The following is a 16,319-nucleotide window of genomic DNA, read 5'->3' on the forward strand; positions in this document are numbered from 1 at the left end:
AAACCGGGTGCCACCAAGGAAAAAATGGCTCGCGCCGTTTTGGCGGCGGAAGTCTGTCCCACCTGTTACTCGAGCCAAACACAAGACCGATCCCTCAAATCCTTCCAATTGCGGATGAACCTTTTCAAAGGTCAAATACTCAACCCACCCCGGATTCCAAAGATCGCCTCCTCACCAACCGTTGGCGTGAACTCTCTTTTGTTCAGCCTCAAAACGCACACCTCTTGGAACTTTGAAAAGGTGGTCCGAGACGGAATTCGAACCGCCGACACATGAATTTTCAAACTGACAATCCTGACATCAACATATTGATGTTAAGCGATTATTTTCCAATTATTCCGCAAATTCCGCCTATTCTTGACTTTTAAAGAAAGTCAGATGCAGGAGCGAGTCAGACAGGTTGGCCTGCTCGCTTCGGCGCGTTCTTCACCTGCCGTGGCACCCGAAATCCCACGGCTGGCGTCGTATTTCACTGTAGTGTGACCTTAAGCCTTCCAAGCTTCCGGGAAGAAGGCGAAGTGCCGGCATCAATGATGGTGATCGGTCGGCGGCCACTCGCTGGCGCACCGGTTGTCACCGTCGCATTTCCTGACCAATCCACCGACGGAGTCCGTTTTGCAACTTCCGACCAGTTGATCGCATCGCTGGATACCTCGATCCAATAAGTGACATCGGCCGGTGGGTTTTCAGGCAGGGTGAAACGGAGCCTCAGCCGATCCATCCCGGAAACCTTCACCGTGTCCGGAACGATGTTGCCAAGTGTCAGGTCGTTGGCCTCGGGATTCCCTCCGAATGCGTATTCGACGAGATTCGAAAGACCGTCGCGATCCGGGTCGGCGGAAGGCGCGGCGATGAGCGGATTTCCAATCTCCTGCGGATTGAAGTATCCGGCAAGCCAGGCGTTGTAGCCGCCCGCGGCGGTCCAAGTCAACTGATCCACCCAAGCAGCGTCCGATCCGTTGCTGCCACTGGAGTCCTTGACGTAGCGCCAGCGGAGCACGCGGGTGCCGGATGTGATGTTATAGGACTTGGATACCCAGTCGACGTTGCCGCTGATGCGTCCGCTCTGGAGAACTCCGTCGATGTAAAACTCCAGATAGTCGCTGGAAGATGAGGAGACTTTCCACCAGAACTGGAGGGTTCCGGGACCGCTGACGGTCGCCTGCATCCAGCTCTCCTGGCTATGGGTGATCGGCGCGCTTTGCGCCGCATCCGTGCCATCGCGGGTGGTAACGACTTGTCCGGTCCAGATGCCATCGCCGCCCGTGGTGAAGGACAGGCCGGTATCGAGAGCGACGGGCAGGCTGGTGCCGAAGTTCGCTGTCAGGCTTCCATTCGCGATCATCGTCAGGACCAGGGGATCCGTCGTGCCGGTGACCGACCCCGTCCAACCCGTGAAGATCAGGCCGGGGTTCGGAGAAGGCGTCAGCGTCACCACGGTACCGCGATCATATTTCGGCAGATCAGGGGACCGGGAAACGGAACCGAAGTTCGCGTTCACCGTGAGAAAATACTTCGCTGAGGTGATGTCGTTCGGATTGGTTCCGTCGGCATGCTCCACGGCGTTGGTCACGCCATCAAGATCGGGATCATTTGCAGCCGTCCACTTCAGTGAGTTGAAAAAGGTCATCTCCCATGAATCCAACAGACCGTCATTGTCTTCATCCTCGGTGCCGGAATTCTGACCGGAGATGTTGACGAGCACCGGCGTGGAGGAAGTTCCCGAGTTCACGATGCGAAGGTAGTAGGTCTGCCCGGGTTGCCACGGCCAGTCCGTGGTGGTGAGAGCCCTGTTAAGCGAAGAGTTGGCGACGCTGCTCACACTGTGTTGGTTTCCCGTAGCCGCCGGCAACGTGCCTTGTTCGACGCGGATTTGAACCGTTGAAGCGTGTGTGGAGGTCCACTTCAGGCGTGTGGCCTCGGCGGGTGCGGAGATCTTATAAAACACGCTGCCGCCCGCCGGTATGCTGATGTCGATGACGCCGCCGTAAAATGCCACCGGGGTGGCCACGGGGGCGGCTCCGGTGGTGGAACTGCTCAATCCGAAGGTGGCATCCGTGTTCGCCCTGAAGCCGGCATAGTAGGTGTGCCCGGGCCGCAATGGAGGGGTATTGAACTGATAGACACCGGCGGAATCCTGTCCGGCGCTCTCATAGGGTCCTTGGTTCTTGGCATCGGATGACCAGGATTGAATGGACGTGCTGGCATTGGTGGAACTGCTGTTCTGGCCCGGCGGGATGGTATCGCGGATCCACATGACCACGTCCCCCACCTGCTGGGTGAAGCCCAGGTTCCAAGTCGCCGGAGCATCGATGGGAACGGTGAAGCGGTAATAGCGCCAGTCACGACCGATGAGGGTCTGGTTGTTGATGCCCGCGTTCGAGAGGTCCAGATCGGTGACTTGCCCGGTGGAGACCATCAGGCGGTAACGTGCGTTGCTGCCGCCTTTTGCCTTCACTCCCAGATACCATCGGCCGGATTTCAACCGCTGTTCGGTTTTCCCGGAGATCGGCACCCAGTTTCCATATTCGGAACCGCTGTCTTCCATTTTGCGATGTACCAGGGAGTCGCCGCCGGACTCGCCGCCATTGCTGTCGTGATCCGTCGTTGGAACGCCATCCTCGCGGATGTAGAGATCCGGATTGCCGCTGATCGCCTTCAGTTCCGTGCGGAGGAGACCCGAGTTCCCCGCAGGGACATCCATGGCATAAACATGCCAGTCGTCCTGGGCGATGTCCACGCCACGGTCGCCCGGAAGGGGATTTCCGGAAGCGTCATTCCCGCTGTCACCGAAGGTGAAGTTATGTCCCGCGGGCATCTGCCATGCGGGCCGCTCGATCGTGACCGGCTGGCTCGTGATGGTGTATTGGGTCAGACCTGTCGCGGTGACTTCGATGAACCAGGTCTGGTTGAAAGTGAGGAAAGGCGGAACGATCAATCCGGTGTTGCCGCCGATGGACACCCCGTTGGCCGGGCTACCCCACTGCTTGTAAATCCGCAGGCTGGTATCACCCTGGGCGTGGTTGACTTTGACGAGCCAGCCGAGCACCTCCTGTCCCGATAGGGAGGAAGGAACCTGAACTTCGTAGAACTGCTTCTGCCCGTCCGCGAGTTGTCTGGTGTCGGTGTGGGAGAGGCCGTTGCCGTTCAGGCTGGCCGCGAAGTTCAGCACACCACGTGGCTTGGCGACAATGACCAGGTCCCCGGTGGCATCCGGGTAGGCACTCGAAAGATCGTCCGCCCGGATCGTGAGGCTATATGTCCCGGCCGGAGGATTCGGAATGGTGATCAGTGAAGCGGCGGCGACACGCGCGATTCCGCCGGCAGGCGTGCTCGATTGCCCTCCTCCCGTGCCGAACTCGTTTGAAGAGCTGTCCGGGAATGGCAACCGGTTTCCCGAGATCAGCGCCATCTGCGGGTTGCCCGTGCGGTTGTTCAATTGCAACTCAAGGCTCACAACGCCTTCCGGAACCGTGAACTGATAGGCTTTCACCTGGCTTCCGGCAAGGCTGACAGCCTGGTTGATCGGCGTCAGACTCGCGCTTCCCAGATTGGTGACGGGAGTCGGACCGTGGCTGGTCAGGATTCCGCTGCTCGTTGCGGTCCCGATGACATCGGAGGGTGGGTTCACCCCTTCGGAAACCGCGGCGATGTAATAGTCACCGGCGATGACAGAACTCTGGTTGTTCGGCGGAAGCAGCAGGTAACGCTCGGAACCGGCCTTCTGCACTTTCACTTCCCGGTTGTATTCATCCTGGAGATCACCGGTGGTGGAGACGGAGAAGTCGGGAATGAATCCCTGGCGCGCGGCAAGCATCATCTCGCCCGTGGTCGGTGCGAGGGTGAATTCCCAACTCGGCGTGTTTTCCGGCACGGTCACCTTGTAATACGCCGCTTCGCGGGGAGCCAGATTGTTCACGTTGGCGCTGCTGCCGCTGGTGAAGCCCAGAGTCCCGACGGGGATTGCCCGCCCGTCGCCGATGAAGCGGCTTTCGAGCGTATAGGAACATGGCTGCCCGGCAAGTCCTGTCACGGGATCCGAACCGCCGTTGTAAACCGCGATGTAGTAGGTGCCCGCTTCCAGAGGGCGTCCCATGGCCGCCACCAGACGTTTGTTCGCGATGCGGCGGCTGCCACTTGGTGAATCATAACTGCGGCCTGTCCAGTCCTTGCCGGCCGCCCATTGATAACCGGTCGGCCAGACGCTTGTTGAGGAAGGTGTCCAACCGGAACTGCCTCCGTTGTTGGTGCCCGTGTTTACGGGCAGCTGATCCCGGCGCACCACCAGGGTGGGATCACCGCCGGTGATGTCCTTGAGACGGAGATCCCAACCGGCGATGCCCGGAGGGATCGTGACCTTGAAATATTTCCACGCGGTCGCCGCTTGGTTTGTCACGGGGAAACTTCCACCACCGTCCGGAAGATCCTCCGGCCTGCGGGCGGTGATCACCAGATCCGCGATCGCATCCGGCCAGGTGCCGCTTGTTTCCATCGCCCTTACCGTCAGCGTGTAGATTCCCGCCGGAGGACTCACCACATTCACAAGGCTGGTGCCCGTTTCCCTCGCCAGGCCACCGGGAAGGGTCGATGTCTGTCCGCCGCCGGTGCCGTAGAGGTAGGCGGAAGAATCTGGCTGTGGAGGTCTCGTCCCGGACATGAAAGCCATCAGCGGATTGCCGGTGCGGTTGTCCATGCGGACTTCCATGGACGCCGTTCCCGCAGGGACCGTGAACCGGTAGGTTTTCACCTGGGCTCCTGCCAGGGCGACAGCTTGTTGGATGCCTGTGGTTGTCACCGTGCCGAGATCCACGGGTTGCGGCGAACCGAGATTCGTGAATACAGCGCCGCTGGTTCCGGTGCCGACGACACCCGAGGACGGATTGTTGCCCTCGCTGATCACCGCGAAATAATAGTCACCCGCGACGATGAAGTCCTGGTTGTTCTCCGGGAACACCGAGTAACGTTCGAGACCGGTCCGCTGGAGTTCCATCTCGCGGCCGTTGAGGGCATCCTGGATGTTTCCCGAACTGCTCGTGGCGAAATCGGGAATCGCGGTGCGGCGCATCGCCAGCATGGTTTCGCCAGCCGTGGATGCGAGTGTGAAGTCCCACCTCGGCGTGTTGGGCGGAATGGTGACTTTATAGTAAGCGGCCTCGCGGGCCGGAAGATTTGCCACCGTGACGGTGGAATTCGGTGTGAATGGCATTTCACTGATGGTGATCCCCTGCCCCGCGCCGATGCCACGGCTTTCGATGCCGTAGGAAGCGGGAGTATTGGCAATATTGGTGATTGGATCCAACCCTTGGTTGTAGATGCCGACGATGTAGGTCCCGGGAACCAGCGGGCGGTTGGCGGCAGCCACCAGACGATCGCCCACGGACCGCCTCGGGTTGGTGGGAGAATCGTAAGAGCGCCCTGTCCAATCAACACCCGCCGCCCATTGATAGCCGGACGGCCAGATGGTTTCGGATGACGGGCTCCATCCGCTGCTGCCTCCGTTGTTGGTGGAGGTATTGAAAGGCAGTTGATCACGACGGATCACCATCTGGGGATTGCCGCTGGTGATGTTGGTCACGCGGATGTCCCAACCCATGATGCCCTCCGGCACGGTGACTTGGAAATACCGCCACGCGGTGGCGGCCTGATTCGCCACGGTGGCGACGCCGCCATTGAAAGTCAGTGGGACGGGTGCGTTCGCCACAACGACCAGGTCCGCGGCGGCGTCCGGGTAGCTGCCGGAGATATCGTCGGCCCGGACGGCGATTGTGTAGACTCCCGCCGGAGGATTGGGAACGGTGATGAGATCATCATCGGCAACCCGTGCGATCGATCCCGCCGGAGCCGTGGATTGACCGCCTCCGATTCCGTAGTCATAGGCCGGGGAATCCGCTTGCGGAATACGGCTTCCGGAGATGAGCGCCATCTGGGGATTGCCCGAGCGGTTGTCGAGACGGACCTCCAGACTGGCGGTCCCAACGGGCACGGTGAACTGGTAGGCCTTGACCTGCGCTCCAACGAGACCCAGCGGCTGGACCACACCGGCGGCATTCGCGGTTCCCAGATCTTGTAAGGAAAGTGGTCCCAGGTTCGTGAAAGTCGCGCTGCTGTTACCCGTGCCGATGACACTGGTGCCAACCGGATTGAGTCCCTCTCCGACCACGGCGAGATAGTAATCCCCGGCTTTGATGAAATTCTGGTTGTTTTCGGGGAGCAGCAGGTAACGCTCTCCACCCGGACGTTGCTGTTTCACCTGGTAGGAATATCCGGCCGCGGTCTCTTGCACGTTCCCATTGTAGGCAGCGGTAAGATCCGGAACCGCGTCCCGGCGTACGACAAGCAGGGATTCGCCGATGGCCTGTGACAGCGTGAATTCCCAGCTTGGTGTGTTAGGGGGAATGGTGATCCTGTAGTAGGCGGCCTCCCGCGGGGCGAGATTGGAAATCGCGGCCGTGGTCCCGGCGGTGAACGGGAGATCCGTGATGGGAATGGTCCCTCCGTTGCCAATGCGACGGCTCTCCAAGGTCAGTGACGCCGTTTGCCGGGATAGGCCGGTGATTGGATCGGAACCGTCGTTATAGATGCCGATATAATAGGTCCCGGCGACAAGCGGACGGCCGGCGGCCGCGATGATCCGGTCGTTCATGTCGCGTCGTGGAGTTGTCGGGCTGTCATAGAGGCGGCCGGTCCAGTCGCTGCCGCCCGCCCATTGATATCCGGTGGGCCAGGTGGTCTCGCCAGATGGGGTCCATCCACTGCTGCCGCCGTTGTTCGTGCCAAGATTGAAGGGAAGCAGGTCGCGGCGGACCACCAATGAGCAGTTTCCACCACTCGTGCCGACCAAACGCAGGTCCCACCCCTGCGTTCCGGCGGGAATATCCATCCGGAAATAGCGCCATTTCAAGGCTTCGATGTTGTTCACAGCCGTGGCGCTTTGCGGACTGATCACCGGAGGTGCGATGGGATGCACGTCGAGCGTGAACGATCCCAAAGGCTGTTGTGGCGTGAACACGCCGACATACCACACGTCGGCCTGATGGTTCACGCGTTGAAGAAATCCGTTGGTGCTGGAATCATCGGTATAGGTGGTTTCGGTATCGGTCACGGTGGTGGAACCAGCGTCCCGCTTCTGCCACCGGCTGGGAACCTTGTTGCGGCGCAGGGCGATCTGGGTGCCCGCGACCTGATTGCCGAGTTGAAGTTCCCATCCAAGCGCGCCAACCTGCGAAGGTATGTCTGTCAGGGCATAAAACCGCCAGCCCGCTCTCGCCGGCTGGTCATTCACCTTGGTATCTGTGAACGACAGTGGCGTGATGACCGGATCGCCATTCTTCAGGTTGAAACCATAGGGAGCGTCTCCCCATACGGTGATATACCAAGTTCCGTCCGTCAGGTAGTTTGGAACCAGCGTGATGCCTTCGGTGGCATTTCCGGGAGCGGCCGAGAATGCCTCGTTGTCAAATTCAGCCGGGACATTTCCCTTCCGCACCGCGATGTTCGGATTGCCCGTGATAGGGGTGGCATTGATATCCCAAGCGATTTGATTCACGGGAACCTGCACGCGGTAGACACGATAGGGAGCACCTGTCACGGAGACGTTGTTGACCGTGCCATTGTAAGGGAGATCTCCCACCGCCTGGATGGATGACTCCAGACCGATCATCTCCCCCATCGGGGCGACCACACTACCAAACCAGCTTCCCGGGGAAAGCACCGGCGGCACCAACAACATCTGGGAGGATTGCTTGCGGGTATGGTTGGACGAGGCGTTGTGGAAGGGAAGCTTGTTGGAGCGCAAGGCGATTTCGCGGCTGCTGCCACCCATCCAAAGACTCCATGCGGGAGTTCCGACGGGCACGCTGGATTTGAAAAAACGGATTCCTTCGGGAGGCATCGGCGTCGCTGGAAAGCTTTGTGGAGAAACTGTTTCACCGATGTCATACTGCCCGTTCGCGTTCGTGTCGGAAAAAGGAAGAGGCCCGAGGTCCTGCACGTAGGGTTTTCCGCTGACGATGCTCCACTGCGCGCCCTCTTCGGCAAACACCAGCAGGCTCCACTCCTCGTTGGCGGCGAACTGGTCGTCGCGCAGCACGATCCCATCCGAACCCGCTTGTGCGGAATGCAAGGTGGCCGAGGTCGTGGCCAGAGAGCCCTTGATGAGGTAAAGCGCTGCTTCCCCGCTGGTGACTTTCAAACGAGTCCGCCAACCGCCGGTGTCGGAGGCCTGGGTCGTGACTTTGAAATAATGACGCCCCGCACGGGTGTTCGTGTTGGAGAAAATCGCGGTCCCGGCTTCAGCGGTACCCGGATCCCACGCCAGGGTCACGACGGCGGGTTGCCAGTCATCAAGGGTAACACTGGTGGCGGTGTAATTCACCCGGAAAGAGCCCCGGTCGTTCGCGAGCACGTAGCGGGATCCATTGCCATGGCCGGTGAAAGTTCCCGAGATGCTTCCCCCTTGCAGGATGGTGAAGACCGAGGTGCCCGCGATGGTTTCATGGAAGGAACTTGTCAGCTCCAGTTGGAGATTCCCGGCGATATTGACCGCTCCCGTGGCGGTGATCTTGTCACAATTCGCACCCGTGCCAGTGACATCCACCACGGTCGTCGCACTTGGCTGCAACGTCAGCGCGCCGTTGACCTGCAAGGCCCCTGCGGTACCTGGAGCCGCAGCGGAGATGGTTCCCGCGACATCGAGGTTGCCCGCGATGGTTCCTTGGATCCGGAGCGACGCCGGTGCGGCGATAACAATACCGGCCGAACTGGTGAGGGTGACACTGCTGGAAGAACGAAGCGTGCCTGTTTGGAGGAGAATCGTCCCCGCCCCCGCGTTGATCGATCCGCTCGTGGAGTATTCACCCGCCGGACCCAAGGTGACGTTGCCGCCGTTGGTGCCGATGTTCTGGTTGCCGCTGATGTTGCGCCCGGCATTGAGAACCAGCGGCAAGGGACCGCCGGTTGCGGAAATGGTGGAAGTCAGCGAAATGTCACGGGAAGCGGTGAAAATCAACGGGCTGGAAGCGCCTCCTGATTTGCTCAGATTGGAACTTAGAATCAGGTCTCCCGGAGATGAAAATCCACTGGCCGTATTGATGGTTATCCCGACGCCGGCGTTCAATTCCGACTGGATCGATGAAACCTGGACATTCGATGTCGCGGACGCCGGAGTGAAGATCTTCGGGTTGCTCCCCGTGAACGAACCGCCGATGGTCGCGACGGAGGAAATGGTGACATCACTGGCCGCTTGAAGAGTGGCCGGGCAGATGAGGAACAACGACAGACGGAGAATCGGCGCGATGCCGGCGAAACTGCGGTGGATCATGGAATATCAGACGGTTATCTTGGAGGGTTGGACAATGCCCGCTAGGCATTGTCCGGCAGGATTCGCAGCCGATCCCACCTAACAGTTAGACGGGAATTTCCGACAGCAGGATTGATCCGATACCTCGGTCCGATTTGGATCAAAAAAAATCGCAACCTCATTTGACGGGTGACCGCAAGAATCAAACCCAGCCTGAAATCACGGCCAACCGCTTGATTCCGATACTGCTTTTTCCTCCACCGGAGGAATGACATCCGATCAAAAGCGGCATCCACATTCACTTCCCGCGCGACGTGGGATGGGGATCGACAGGCGCGATTGGCTGGAAACACATGACGCCTTTTGCAAGTTGATTGTCGCCTCGTGCTAGTGACAGGCCCGGCTTCAATGATATGTTGGCCTTGTGTTTGGCTTGGCCAACGAACATCCATGAAGTCCCGAACAGATCATTTTCACCTTGGCGGCACCGCCCAGGACCGCATCAAGCTTCCCAATGTCTTCTGGGCAGGACTGAAATCCATCGGTATCACCCCCGCCATCCTTATCCGTCGCTGCAACCTCCCGCCGACAGTTCACCGCGAAGAGAGCGTCGTCACCACCACGCAGTTTTTCGCCATTTTCCGGGCCATTCGTGAGTTGGCAGACGATCCCTCCATGGGCTGGAAATTCATGAGCCAGGTCGAGACCGACCAGTTTCACCCGACGCTTCTCGCCGCTCTGCATGCCCGCACTTATCGGGATTCCATCGAGCGCCTTGCCCGTTACAAACGCCTTTGCGGCGCCCAGGAATACAGCATCACCTCGAAAAACGATGAGACCGTGATCGAGGTTTCCTTCCCTTTTTCCGACGGGGAGCCGGTGCCGGAGTTTCTGATCGACGCCGGGTTCGCTGTCATCATGGAGCTCGGCCGTCGCGGCACCAAGACGGAGCTGAGCGCGAAACGCATCGAACTCGCCCGGCCGGCCGAACGCGGAAATGGCCTGGGAGGCTACTTTGGCTGTCCTGTGAAATACCGCGCCGCCCGCGATTCGATAGTCCTGCGTTCGGCCGATATGGAACTTCCTTTTCTCACGCACAACGACGAATTGCTGCAAATGCTGGCGTCCCAATTCGAAACCCAGTTGGAATCGGGACGCGACAAGCCAACCACGCTGGGACAGGTGAAATGGGTTCTGAAACGCCTTCTGTCGGGCAGTCAGCCCGACCTTCCCATGATCGCAAGGGAGCTGGGCATGGGGGAACGCACCTTGCAGCGCCGGATTGCCGATGAAGGCAGCAGCTTCCGGCAACTGCTGAATGAAACCCGTCACGAACTCGCCCGCGAATATCTGGGAGACGAATCGATCGAAATCATCGAAGCAGCCTTTCTGGTCGGCTATGAAGATCCGAATTCGTTTTACCGCGCCTTTCGTTCCTGGGAGGGCACCACGCCCGGCGAGTGGAGGGCGGCGCGGCGCCTCGATCCGGCCAAGGCGTCTTGAGCCGGCTTAAAAAACAAAGACGAGGCCCGGCAATCGAAACCCGCCGATGACCACTCTAACAAAATTTATGTCTAAACCAAACGCATACACTGCCAAAGCCTACTCCGCCACCAGCTCCAGCTCGCCGCTGGCACCTGATACGATCCAACGCCGCGAACCGACCGACCGGGATGTTCAGATCGAGATTCTCTTCTGCGGGGTCTGCCACTCCGATCTTCACTTCGTCCGCAACGAATGGAGCGGTGTCATGCCCGCGGTGTATCCTGCGGTTCCCGGCCATGAGATTGTCGGTCGCGTGACCAAAGTCGGCTCCAAGGTTACCAAAATGAAACCAGGCGACCTCGCCGGCGTGGGTTGCATGGTTGGCGCGGATCTGGAATGCCCGATGTGCAAGGTGGGCAACGAGCAATTCTCCCCCACCGGGATCTGGACCTATGGCGCGACCGAGCCGGTAATCGGCGGGCCCACGTACGGAGGTTATTCGGAGAGCATTGTGGTGGATGAACATTTCGCACTGCGTATTCCCGCCAATCTTCCGCTCGCTGCCGTGGCTCCGCTGCTATGTGCCGGTATCACGACCTATTCGCCCCTGCGCCACTGGAAGGTCGGGCCGGGAAAAAAGGTCGGTATTGTCGGCATCGGCGGGCTGGGTCATCTGGGCGTGAAGTTCGCCCGCGCCTTCGGAGCCCAGGTGGTTGTCTTCACGACCTCACCTGGAAAAAAGGACGATGCACTGCGTCTGGGCGCACACGAGGTTGTCATCTCCCACGAGGCCGATGAGATGGCAAAGCATGCCGGCAGCTTCGACTTCATTCTCGACGCGGTCTCCGCGCAGCATGACATCGACGCCTACCTGCGGCTGCTTGTTCCTGACGGCACTCTCACGCTTCTGGGCGCACCTGAGAAACCGATTGTCCTGTCCGCCTTCTCCCTCTTGATGGGAAGGAAAAACCTCGCGGGCTCACCCATCGGCAGCATTGCCGAAACCCAGGAAATGCTGGATTTCTGCGGGACGCACAACATCACCGCCGACGTTGAAGTCATTCCCATCCAGAAAATCAACGAAGCCTACGAGCGGCTGCTCAAGGGGGACGTGAGGTATCGTTTCGCAATCGATATGGCTTCTTTGAAATCCGAATAGACGCGGGCTTTTGATCCTGTCCCAGGCTTGCGCGGCCGGTGTCAGCCGGGACCTGCTGACATCGGTAGACATCACGCTCACGTTGCCGGTGCCGAATTCGACTGGGAGAAGGCGTCAAAGATGTCGAATGGGACGCGCTCCCGACAAATTTGAGTTGGTCAAAGACCCAGAGCTTGTCCTCCGGGCGAATGAACGTTTCCACCGGGCGGAGATGTTTTGATTTCCGAAGAAGAATCTGAAGCAATCGTTCGATTCGGCAGGTAATTGGCAGGAGCCACAATTTCCCGTCAGGCGAAACCATGAGGGAACAATCACCATAAAAAACCGCCCCCCCAAAACTTAAAGGAGGTGGCCCGAGACGGATTCGAACCGCCGACACGTGAATTTTCAATCCACTGCTCTACCGACTGAGCTATCGGGCCTTAGCACTGACACCCTCGCGGGCGCGGCGGCAGTAAGAGCGCCACGGAGGGTTTTGACAACCTGAAAATTGTCTTTTCAGACAGTTTTTTAAGAAGACCGAATTATCCCGTCTGATCCCTTCGGAATCGCCTGCTAGAGAACGATTCCCACAGGTCTTCGGGCTGGTTTGCCACCCGGATCACGAACCATGCGTGGGATCATCAATCGCTTCAACACGCGAACACGACGAGGCATTCCGATAAGTCCACAATGCCGTCCCCACCCTTCCCTCGCCACGCGGGCGACATTCACTTCAGGAAAACCTCGCGGGCCTTGGCACCCTCGCCCGGACCGACGATTCCACGCTGTTCCAGAATGTCGACCATGCGCGCGGCACGGGTGTAGCCGAGGCGCAGGCGGCGTTGAAGCAGAGAGGTGCTGGCCTTTTGCTCCTGACGCACCACTTCGATGCATTTCATGATGAGTTCCTCATCGGCTTGTGAGACATCGTCATCCTCCCCTTCCCCGTCCTCGCTGTTGATGGAGGCCTGGATGTCGGTCTCGAATTTCGGCGCCCCCTGCTTGGCACAGTGGTCGATGATCCGTTCGATTTCCTGGTCGGTCACGAAGGCACCCTGCGCACGCTCCAGTTTCGCGGAACCCGGTGGCAGATAGAGCATGTCTCCCTTGCCCACGAGCTTGTCGGCTCCCTTGGTGTCGAGAATGACGCGGGAGTCCAATGCGGAGGAAACCTGGAATGCGATGCGGCACGGGATGTTCGCCTTGATGATACCTGTCACCACATCCGCACGCGGCGTCTGGGTGGCGATGATGAGATGGATCCCCGCCGCACGTGCTTTCTGGGCGATGCGGGCGATGCACATCTCCACGTCCGCAGGGGCGGTCTGCATGAGGTCCGCAAGCTCGTCGATGAGGACCACGATGTAGGGAAACTTGTCCGGGATGCGGTCCTCGAAGAGCATCGCGTCGTCGTCCTCAAGATCCGCCTCCGGACCAAGTTCGCCGGATTCGAGAGCCATGGCGATGGACTCGATGGCCTCATCATCCACCGGCAGTTCGGGCTCCGGTTCCTGTTCCGGCTCGATGACGGTTTCCTTCTCAGGACGTGGGCGGGTGTTGAAACTGTCGAAATTCCGCACCCCTTCCTTGGCGAAAATGCGGTAGCGTTTCTCCATTTCGTTCACCACCCACTTGAGCGCGGCGACAGTCTTCTTCGGGTCGGTGACGACGGGCACCACCAGGTGCGGCAGGCGGTTGTACATCTGCATTTCCACCACCTTCGGATCCACCATGATGAAGCGCAGCTCATCCGGCCCGAACTTGAAGAGCATGGATGCGATGATCGAGTTGATGCAGACGGATTTGCCCGAGCCCGTGGCACCGGCGACGAGACAGTGCGGCATGGCGGCCAGATCGCCGATGACGGTCTTGCCGTAGACATCCTTGCCGAGCGCGAGCGGGATCTTCTTTTTCGCCGAGCGGAATTCGGGATCGTGCAGCAGTTCGTGCAAAGGCACCGCGACCTTCTGGGAGTTCGCGATCTCGATGCCGACCGTGTCCTTGCCGGGGATCGGCGCGAGGATGTTGATGCGTTCCGCACAGGTCGCCCGGGCGATGTCCGCCTCCAGTTGGGAGATGCGGGAGACGCGGAGACCCGTGGAAGGGTAGATTTCATACCGCGTGATCGTCGGACCACGGGTGATGTCTCCCGCGCTCACCTCGATGCCAAAGGCCTGCAGGGTGTCGATGATGGTCTTCTGGGTCTGGAGCAGCTCCTCCCGATTCGCCTCGGGTGCCGGGACGGTGTCATCAATATCCAAAAGGTCGAAGCCGGGCAGTTCGTAGTTTTCGAATCCGGTGACGGAGAGGAATTGGTGACCGGCAGGTTTCTTGCGCTCGAAGGGCTTGGTTCCGGGTTCGAAGGCTTCATTGATCCGGCGTTGTGAAGAATCGATGATCTGTGGCGGAGGTGTCTCGCGCAGGGGGAGCATGGACTGCGGATCGTCTGCGGCAGCGGCGGTCTTCGCGGTGGTGGCGGATTTCGCGGTTTCCCGCTCCACGCGGCGTTGCTCGCGCTGGCGTTCGCGCATGGCGAGCATCTCCGCCTCACGCGCGGCGATTTTCCCAACCTCGCTGCGATTCTCACGCCATTCGGAAAAACGCATGCGACCGAGACGGTAGCATGCCTTGATGAACCGTACGGGGTGCTGGCCGGTCAGCAATATCACCGCGATCAAATAGGCCGCTGTCGTCAATATGATGGTTCCCGCCCGCCCGATGACGGAGCTGAGGATGGAGCCGCTGATGCCGTGACCGATGACGCCGCCCGGCCCGTTCGTGCTGCAGCGTTGCGCCCAATCCGCGAAAAAGACCGCTGACGCGTCGAGCCAGGTGGCCCCCGCAAGCAGGATCACACAAAAGCCCATCACCGCGCGCGGCCAGATGCGGGAGTCAAACGCGAGCTTGACCACTCCGAACCAGATGAATCCCACAGGGATCAGATAACTCGCCGCTCCGAAAAGCAGGATTTGTAAAAAGCCAAGGATGCCACCCACGTTTCCGATGAGATTCTCACTAGGAGCGCCGGATTTATCCGCCATCGGTTCCAGGAAGGGACCGATGAGCCACAGTTTGGACGGCCCGCGCAGATCCGCCGGACTGTATTTCACCAGCGATAGAAGCAGCAGGAGACCCGCCGTCACCCAGATGATCCCGATGATTTCGTTCGACCATCGGGTAGGCTCCGGTTCCTCGCCCCGCTTCTTGTTATCCTTGGCTGCCATGAATTCTCTGCGGCGACAGCATCCTATCTGACGCCTCCGGGAGCAAGATTGTTTTCGGAGACCGAAAAATAAGGATTTACAAAGCAATCCGGGCTTGGACACGCGGGTGGAGCCGGGCAAATGTCCGCTTGTGCGACTTCTCACACTGAAAATCCAAGAACCCGTGCCCGGCCACGTCCTGCCCGAAATGGCTGCCATCGACGGCCCGGAGGAGGCAGCACGGCGTTACCGGGCAATCGTGGTCACCACCCTCCGCCAACTCCGGGGGCTGGGCGACGCGAGGCTGCGCCTCGAAGTGGAGCCTGCTGATGCGGATGAAGCCGTTCGTTTCTGGCTGCTACCCCGCCTCGCTGAAAAATGGCGGGCTGAGGAAGGAGTTTTCCACAGCGAAGGTTGGGAAATCGATTTTGGAGGAAATCCCGGAAACTTCGACGTTCACGCGACCGGAGAAATTCTCTGCCCGAATCTCGGCGCCCGCTGGGTCCACGCGGCGTTGCTCGGCATGGGCCGCACCGCGACCGAGGTCATCGGTCCCGCGACCGATGGCGGCGTTTATTTCACCGCCATCGCTGATGGAGGCCCGGCGGACCTGCCATCGCGGATTCTGCCGGAACTACCGGTCATCCGCACCAGCGGGGACTGGCAACTGGCGCTGGATGGCATCCTCGGCCCCGCCTTGAAAAAAGCGTGGGAACTGGAGGGACATGACGCTTAACGGACCATCGTCTTGTAATCACCGTTCTCGCAGGCACGCACGAAACCTTCCGCGTAGCTCTTGAGCTTGTCCCAGCACTGGCGGATCGCGATCGACTCCTCCTTGGTGACGGAATGATCGTCCGCCGCGTTCGAAATTTCGTTCAGTAAATCCGAAAATTGCCCGATGATCTCCTGCGTGGCAGGTAACACGTGGTCCACCTGATGGCCGCTCACATCCGGATCTTTCACAAAATGCCCGCCTTGCTGACGGCAAAGCCACTCCACGATTCCGTTGTCACCACTGAGGTCGATGATCTGCAGCAGGCGGTCGAGCGGATTCTTGCTGCCCGCACTGAGTTCAGTGGGCTTCTCCGCCCATTTGTAAACCAGCGACAAGGACACTCCCAGTTCGGCGGCGACCGCCTTGGGGGTGGTTTTTCGTAACGCTTGTTTCAACACATCATGGCTTTCCATG

At 59.7% G+C, this 16,319-nt stretch carries 6 protein-coding genes and 1 tRNA gene; 3 read left to right on the forward strand and 4 right to left on the reverse strand.

Going from position 1 to position 16,319, the window contains the following annotated elements; translation table 11 throughout:
- Positions 1-469: 469 nt before the first annotated feature.
- On the reverse strand, positions 470-9,319 hold the full coding sequence (locus JIN84_RS18775; protein WP_200352606.1) for an InlB B-repeat-containing protein: 8,850 nt from the start codon (positions 9,317-9,319) through the stop codon (positions 470-472).
- A 429-nt stretch (positions 9,320-9,748) separates the two neighbouring features.
- On the opposite strand from JIN84_RS18775, the gene JIN84_RS18780 reads away from it, so the two are divergent.
- On the forward strand, positions 9,749-10,801 hold the full coding sequence (locus tag JIN84_RS18780) for an AraC family transcriptional regulator (RefSeq protein WP_200352607.1): 1,053 nt from the start codon (positions 9,749-9,751) through the stop codon (positions 10,799-10,801).
- A 67-nt stretch (positions 10,802-10,868) separates the two neighbouring features.
- Complete coding sequence (locus JIN84_RS18785) at positions 10,869-11,942, forward strand: NAD(P)-dependent alcohol dehydrogenase (RefSeq protein ID WP_200352608.1); 1,074 nt, start codon at positions 10,869-10,871, stop codon at positions 11,940-11,942.
- A 349-nt stretch (positions 11,943-12,291) separates the two neighbouring features.
- On the opposite strand, the gene JIN84_RS18790 is transcribed toward JIN84_RS18785, so the two are convergent.
- Positions 12,292-12,364, reverse strand: a tRNA-Phe gene (locus JIN84_RS18790).
- A gap of 288 nt (positions 12,365-12,652) precedes the next feature.
- Positions 12,653-15,148 carry an FtsK/SpoIIIE family DNA translocase gene (locus tag JIN84_RS18795; protein WP_200352609.1) on the reverse strand — a complete coding sequence of 832 codons (2,496 nt, stop codon included), beginning with the start codon at positions 15,146-15,148 and terminating at the stop codon, positions 12,653-12,655.
- Between the two features lie 130 nt (positions 15,149-15,278).
- On the opposite strand from JIN84_RS18795, the gene JIN84_RS18800 reads away from it, so the two are divergent.
- The gene (locus JIN84_RS18800; RefSeq protein WP_200352610.1) at positions 15,279-15,863 is read left to right on the forward strand and encodes a glycosyltransferase family protein; all 585 of its coding nucleotides are present in this window, start codon (positions 15,279-15,281) and stop codon (positions 15,861-15,863) included.
- Here the strand turns inward: JIN84_RS18800 and JIN84_RS18805 are convergent.
- Positions 15,860-16,318, reverse strand: a complete 459-nt coding sequence (locus tag JIN84_RS18805; protein WP_200352611.1) for a phage regulatory CII family protein — start codon at positions 16,316-16,318, stop codon at positions 15,860-15,862. The two genes, JIN84_RS18800 and JIN84_RS18805, sit on opposite strands and share 4 nt — an antisense overlap.
- Position 16,319: the final 1 nt, after the last annotated feature.

This window comes from Luteolibacter yonseiensis, assembly GCF_016595465.1.
Lineage (GTDB): Bacteria > Verrucomicrobiota > Verrucomicrobiia > Verrucomicrobiales > Akkermansiaceae > Luteolibacter > Luteolibacter yonseiensis.

Excerpts from the sequence above, each read along its gene's own strand:
- JIN84_RS18805 (WP_200352611.1), bottom strand. The coding sequence starts at position 16,318 with ATGGAAAGCCATGATGTGTTGAAACAAGCGTTACGAAAAACCACCCCC.
- JIN84_RS18775 (WP_200352606.1), bottom strand. The coding sequence starts at position 9,319 with ATGATCCACCGCAGTTTCGCCGGCATCGCGCCGATTCTCCGTCTGTCG.
- JIN84_RS18785 (WP_200352608.1), top strand. The coding sequence starts at position 10,869 with ATGTCTAAACCAAACGCATACACTGCCAAAGCCTACTCCGCCACCAGC.
- JIN84_RS18780 (WP_200352607.1), top strand. The coding sequence starts at position 9,749 with ATGAAGTCCCGAACAGATCATTTTCACCTTGGCGGCACCGCCCAGGAC.
- JIN84_RS18795 (WP_200352609.1), bottom strand. The coding sequence starts at position 15,148 with ATGGCAGCCAAGGATAACAAGAAGCGGGGCGAGGAACCGGAGCCTACC.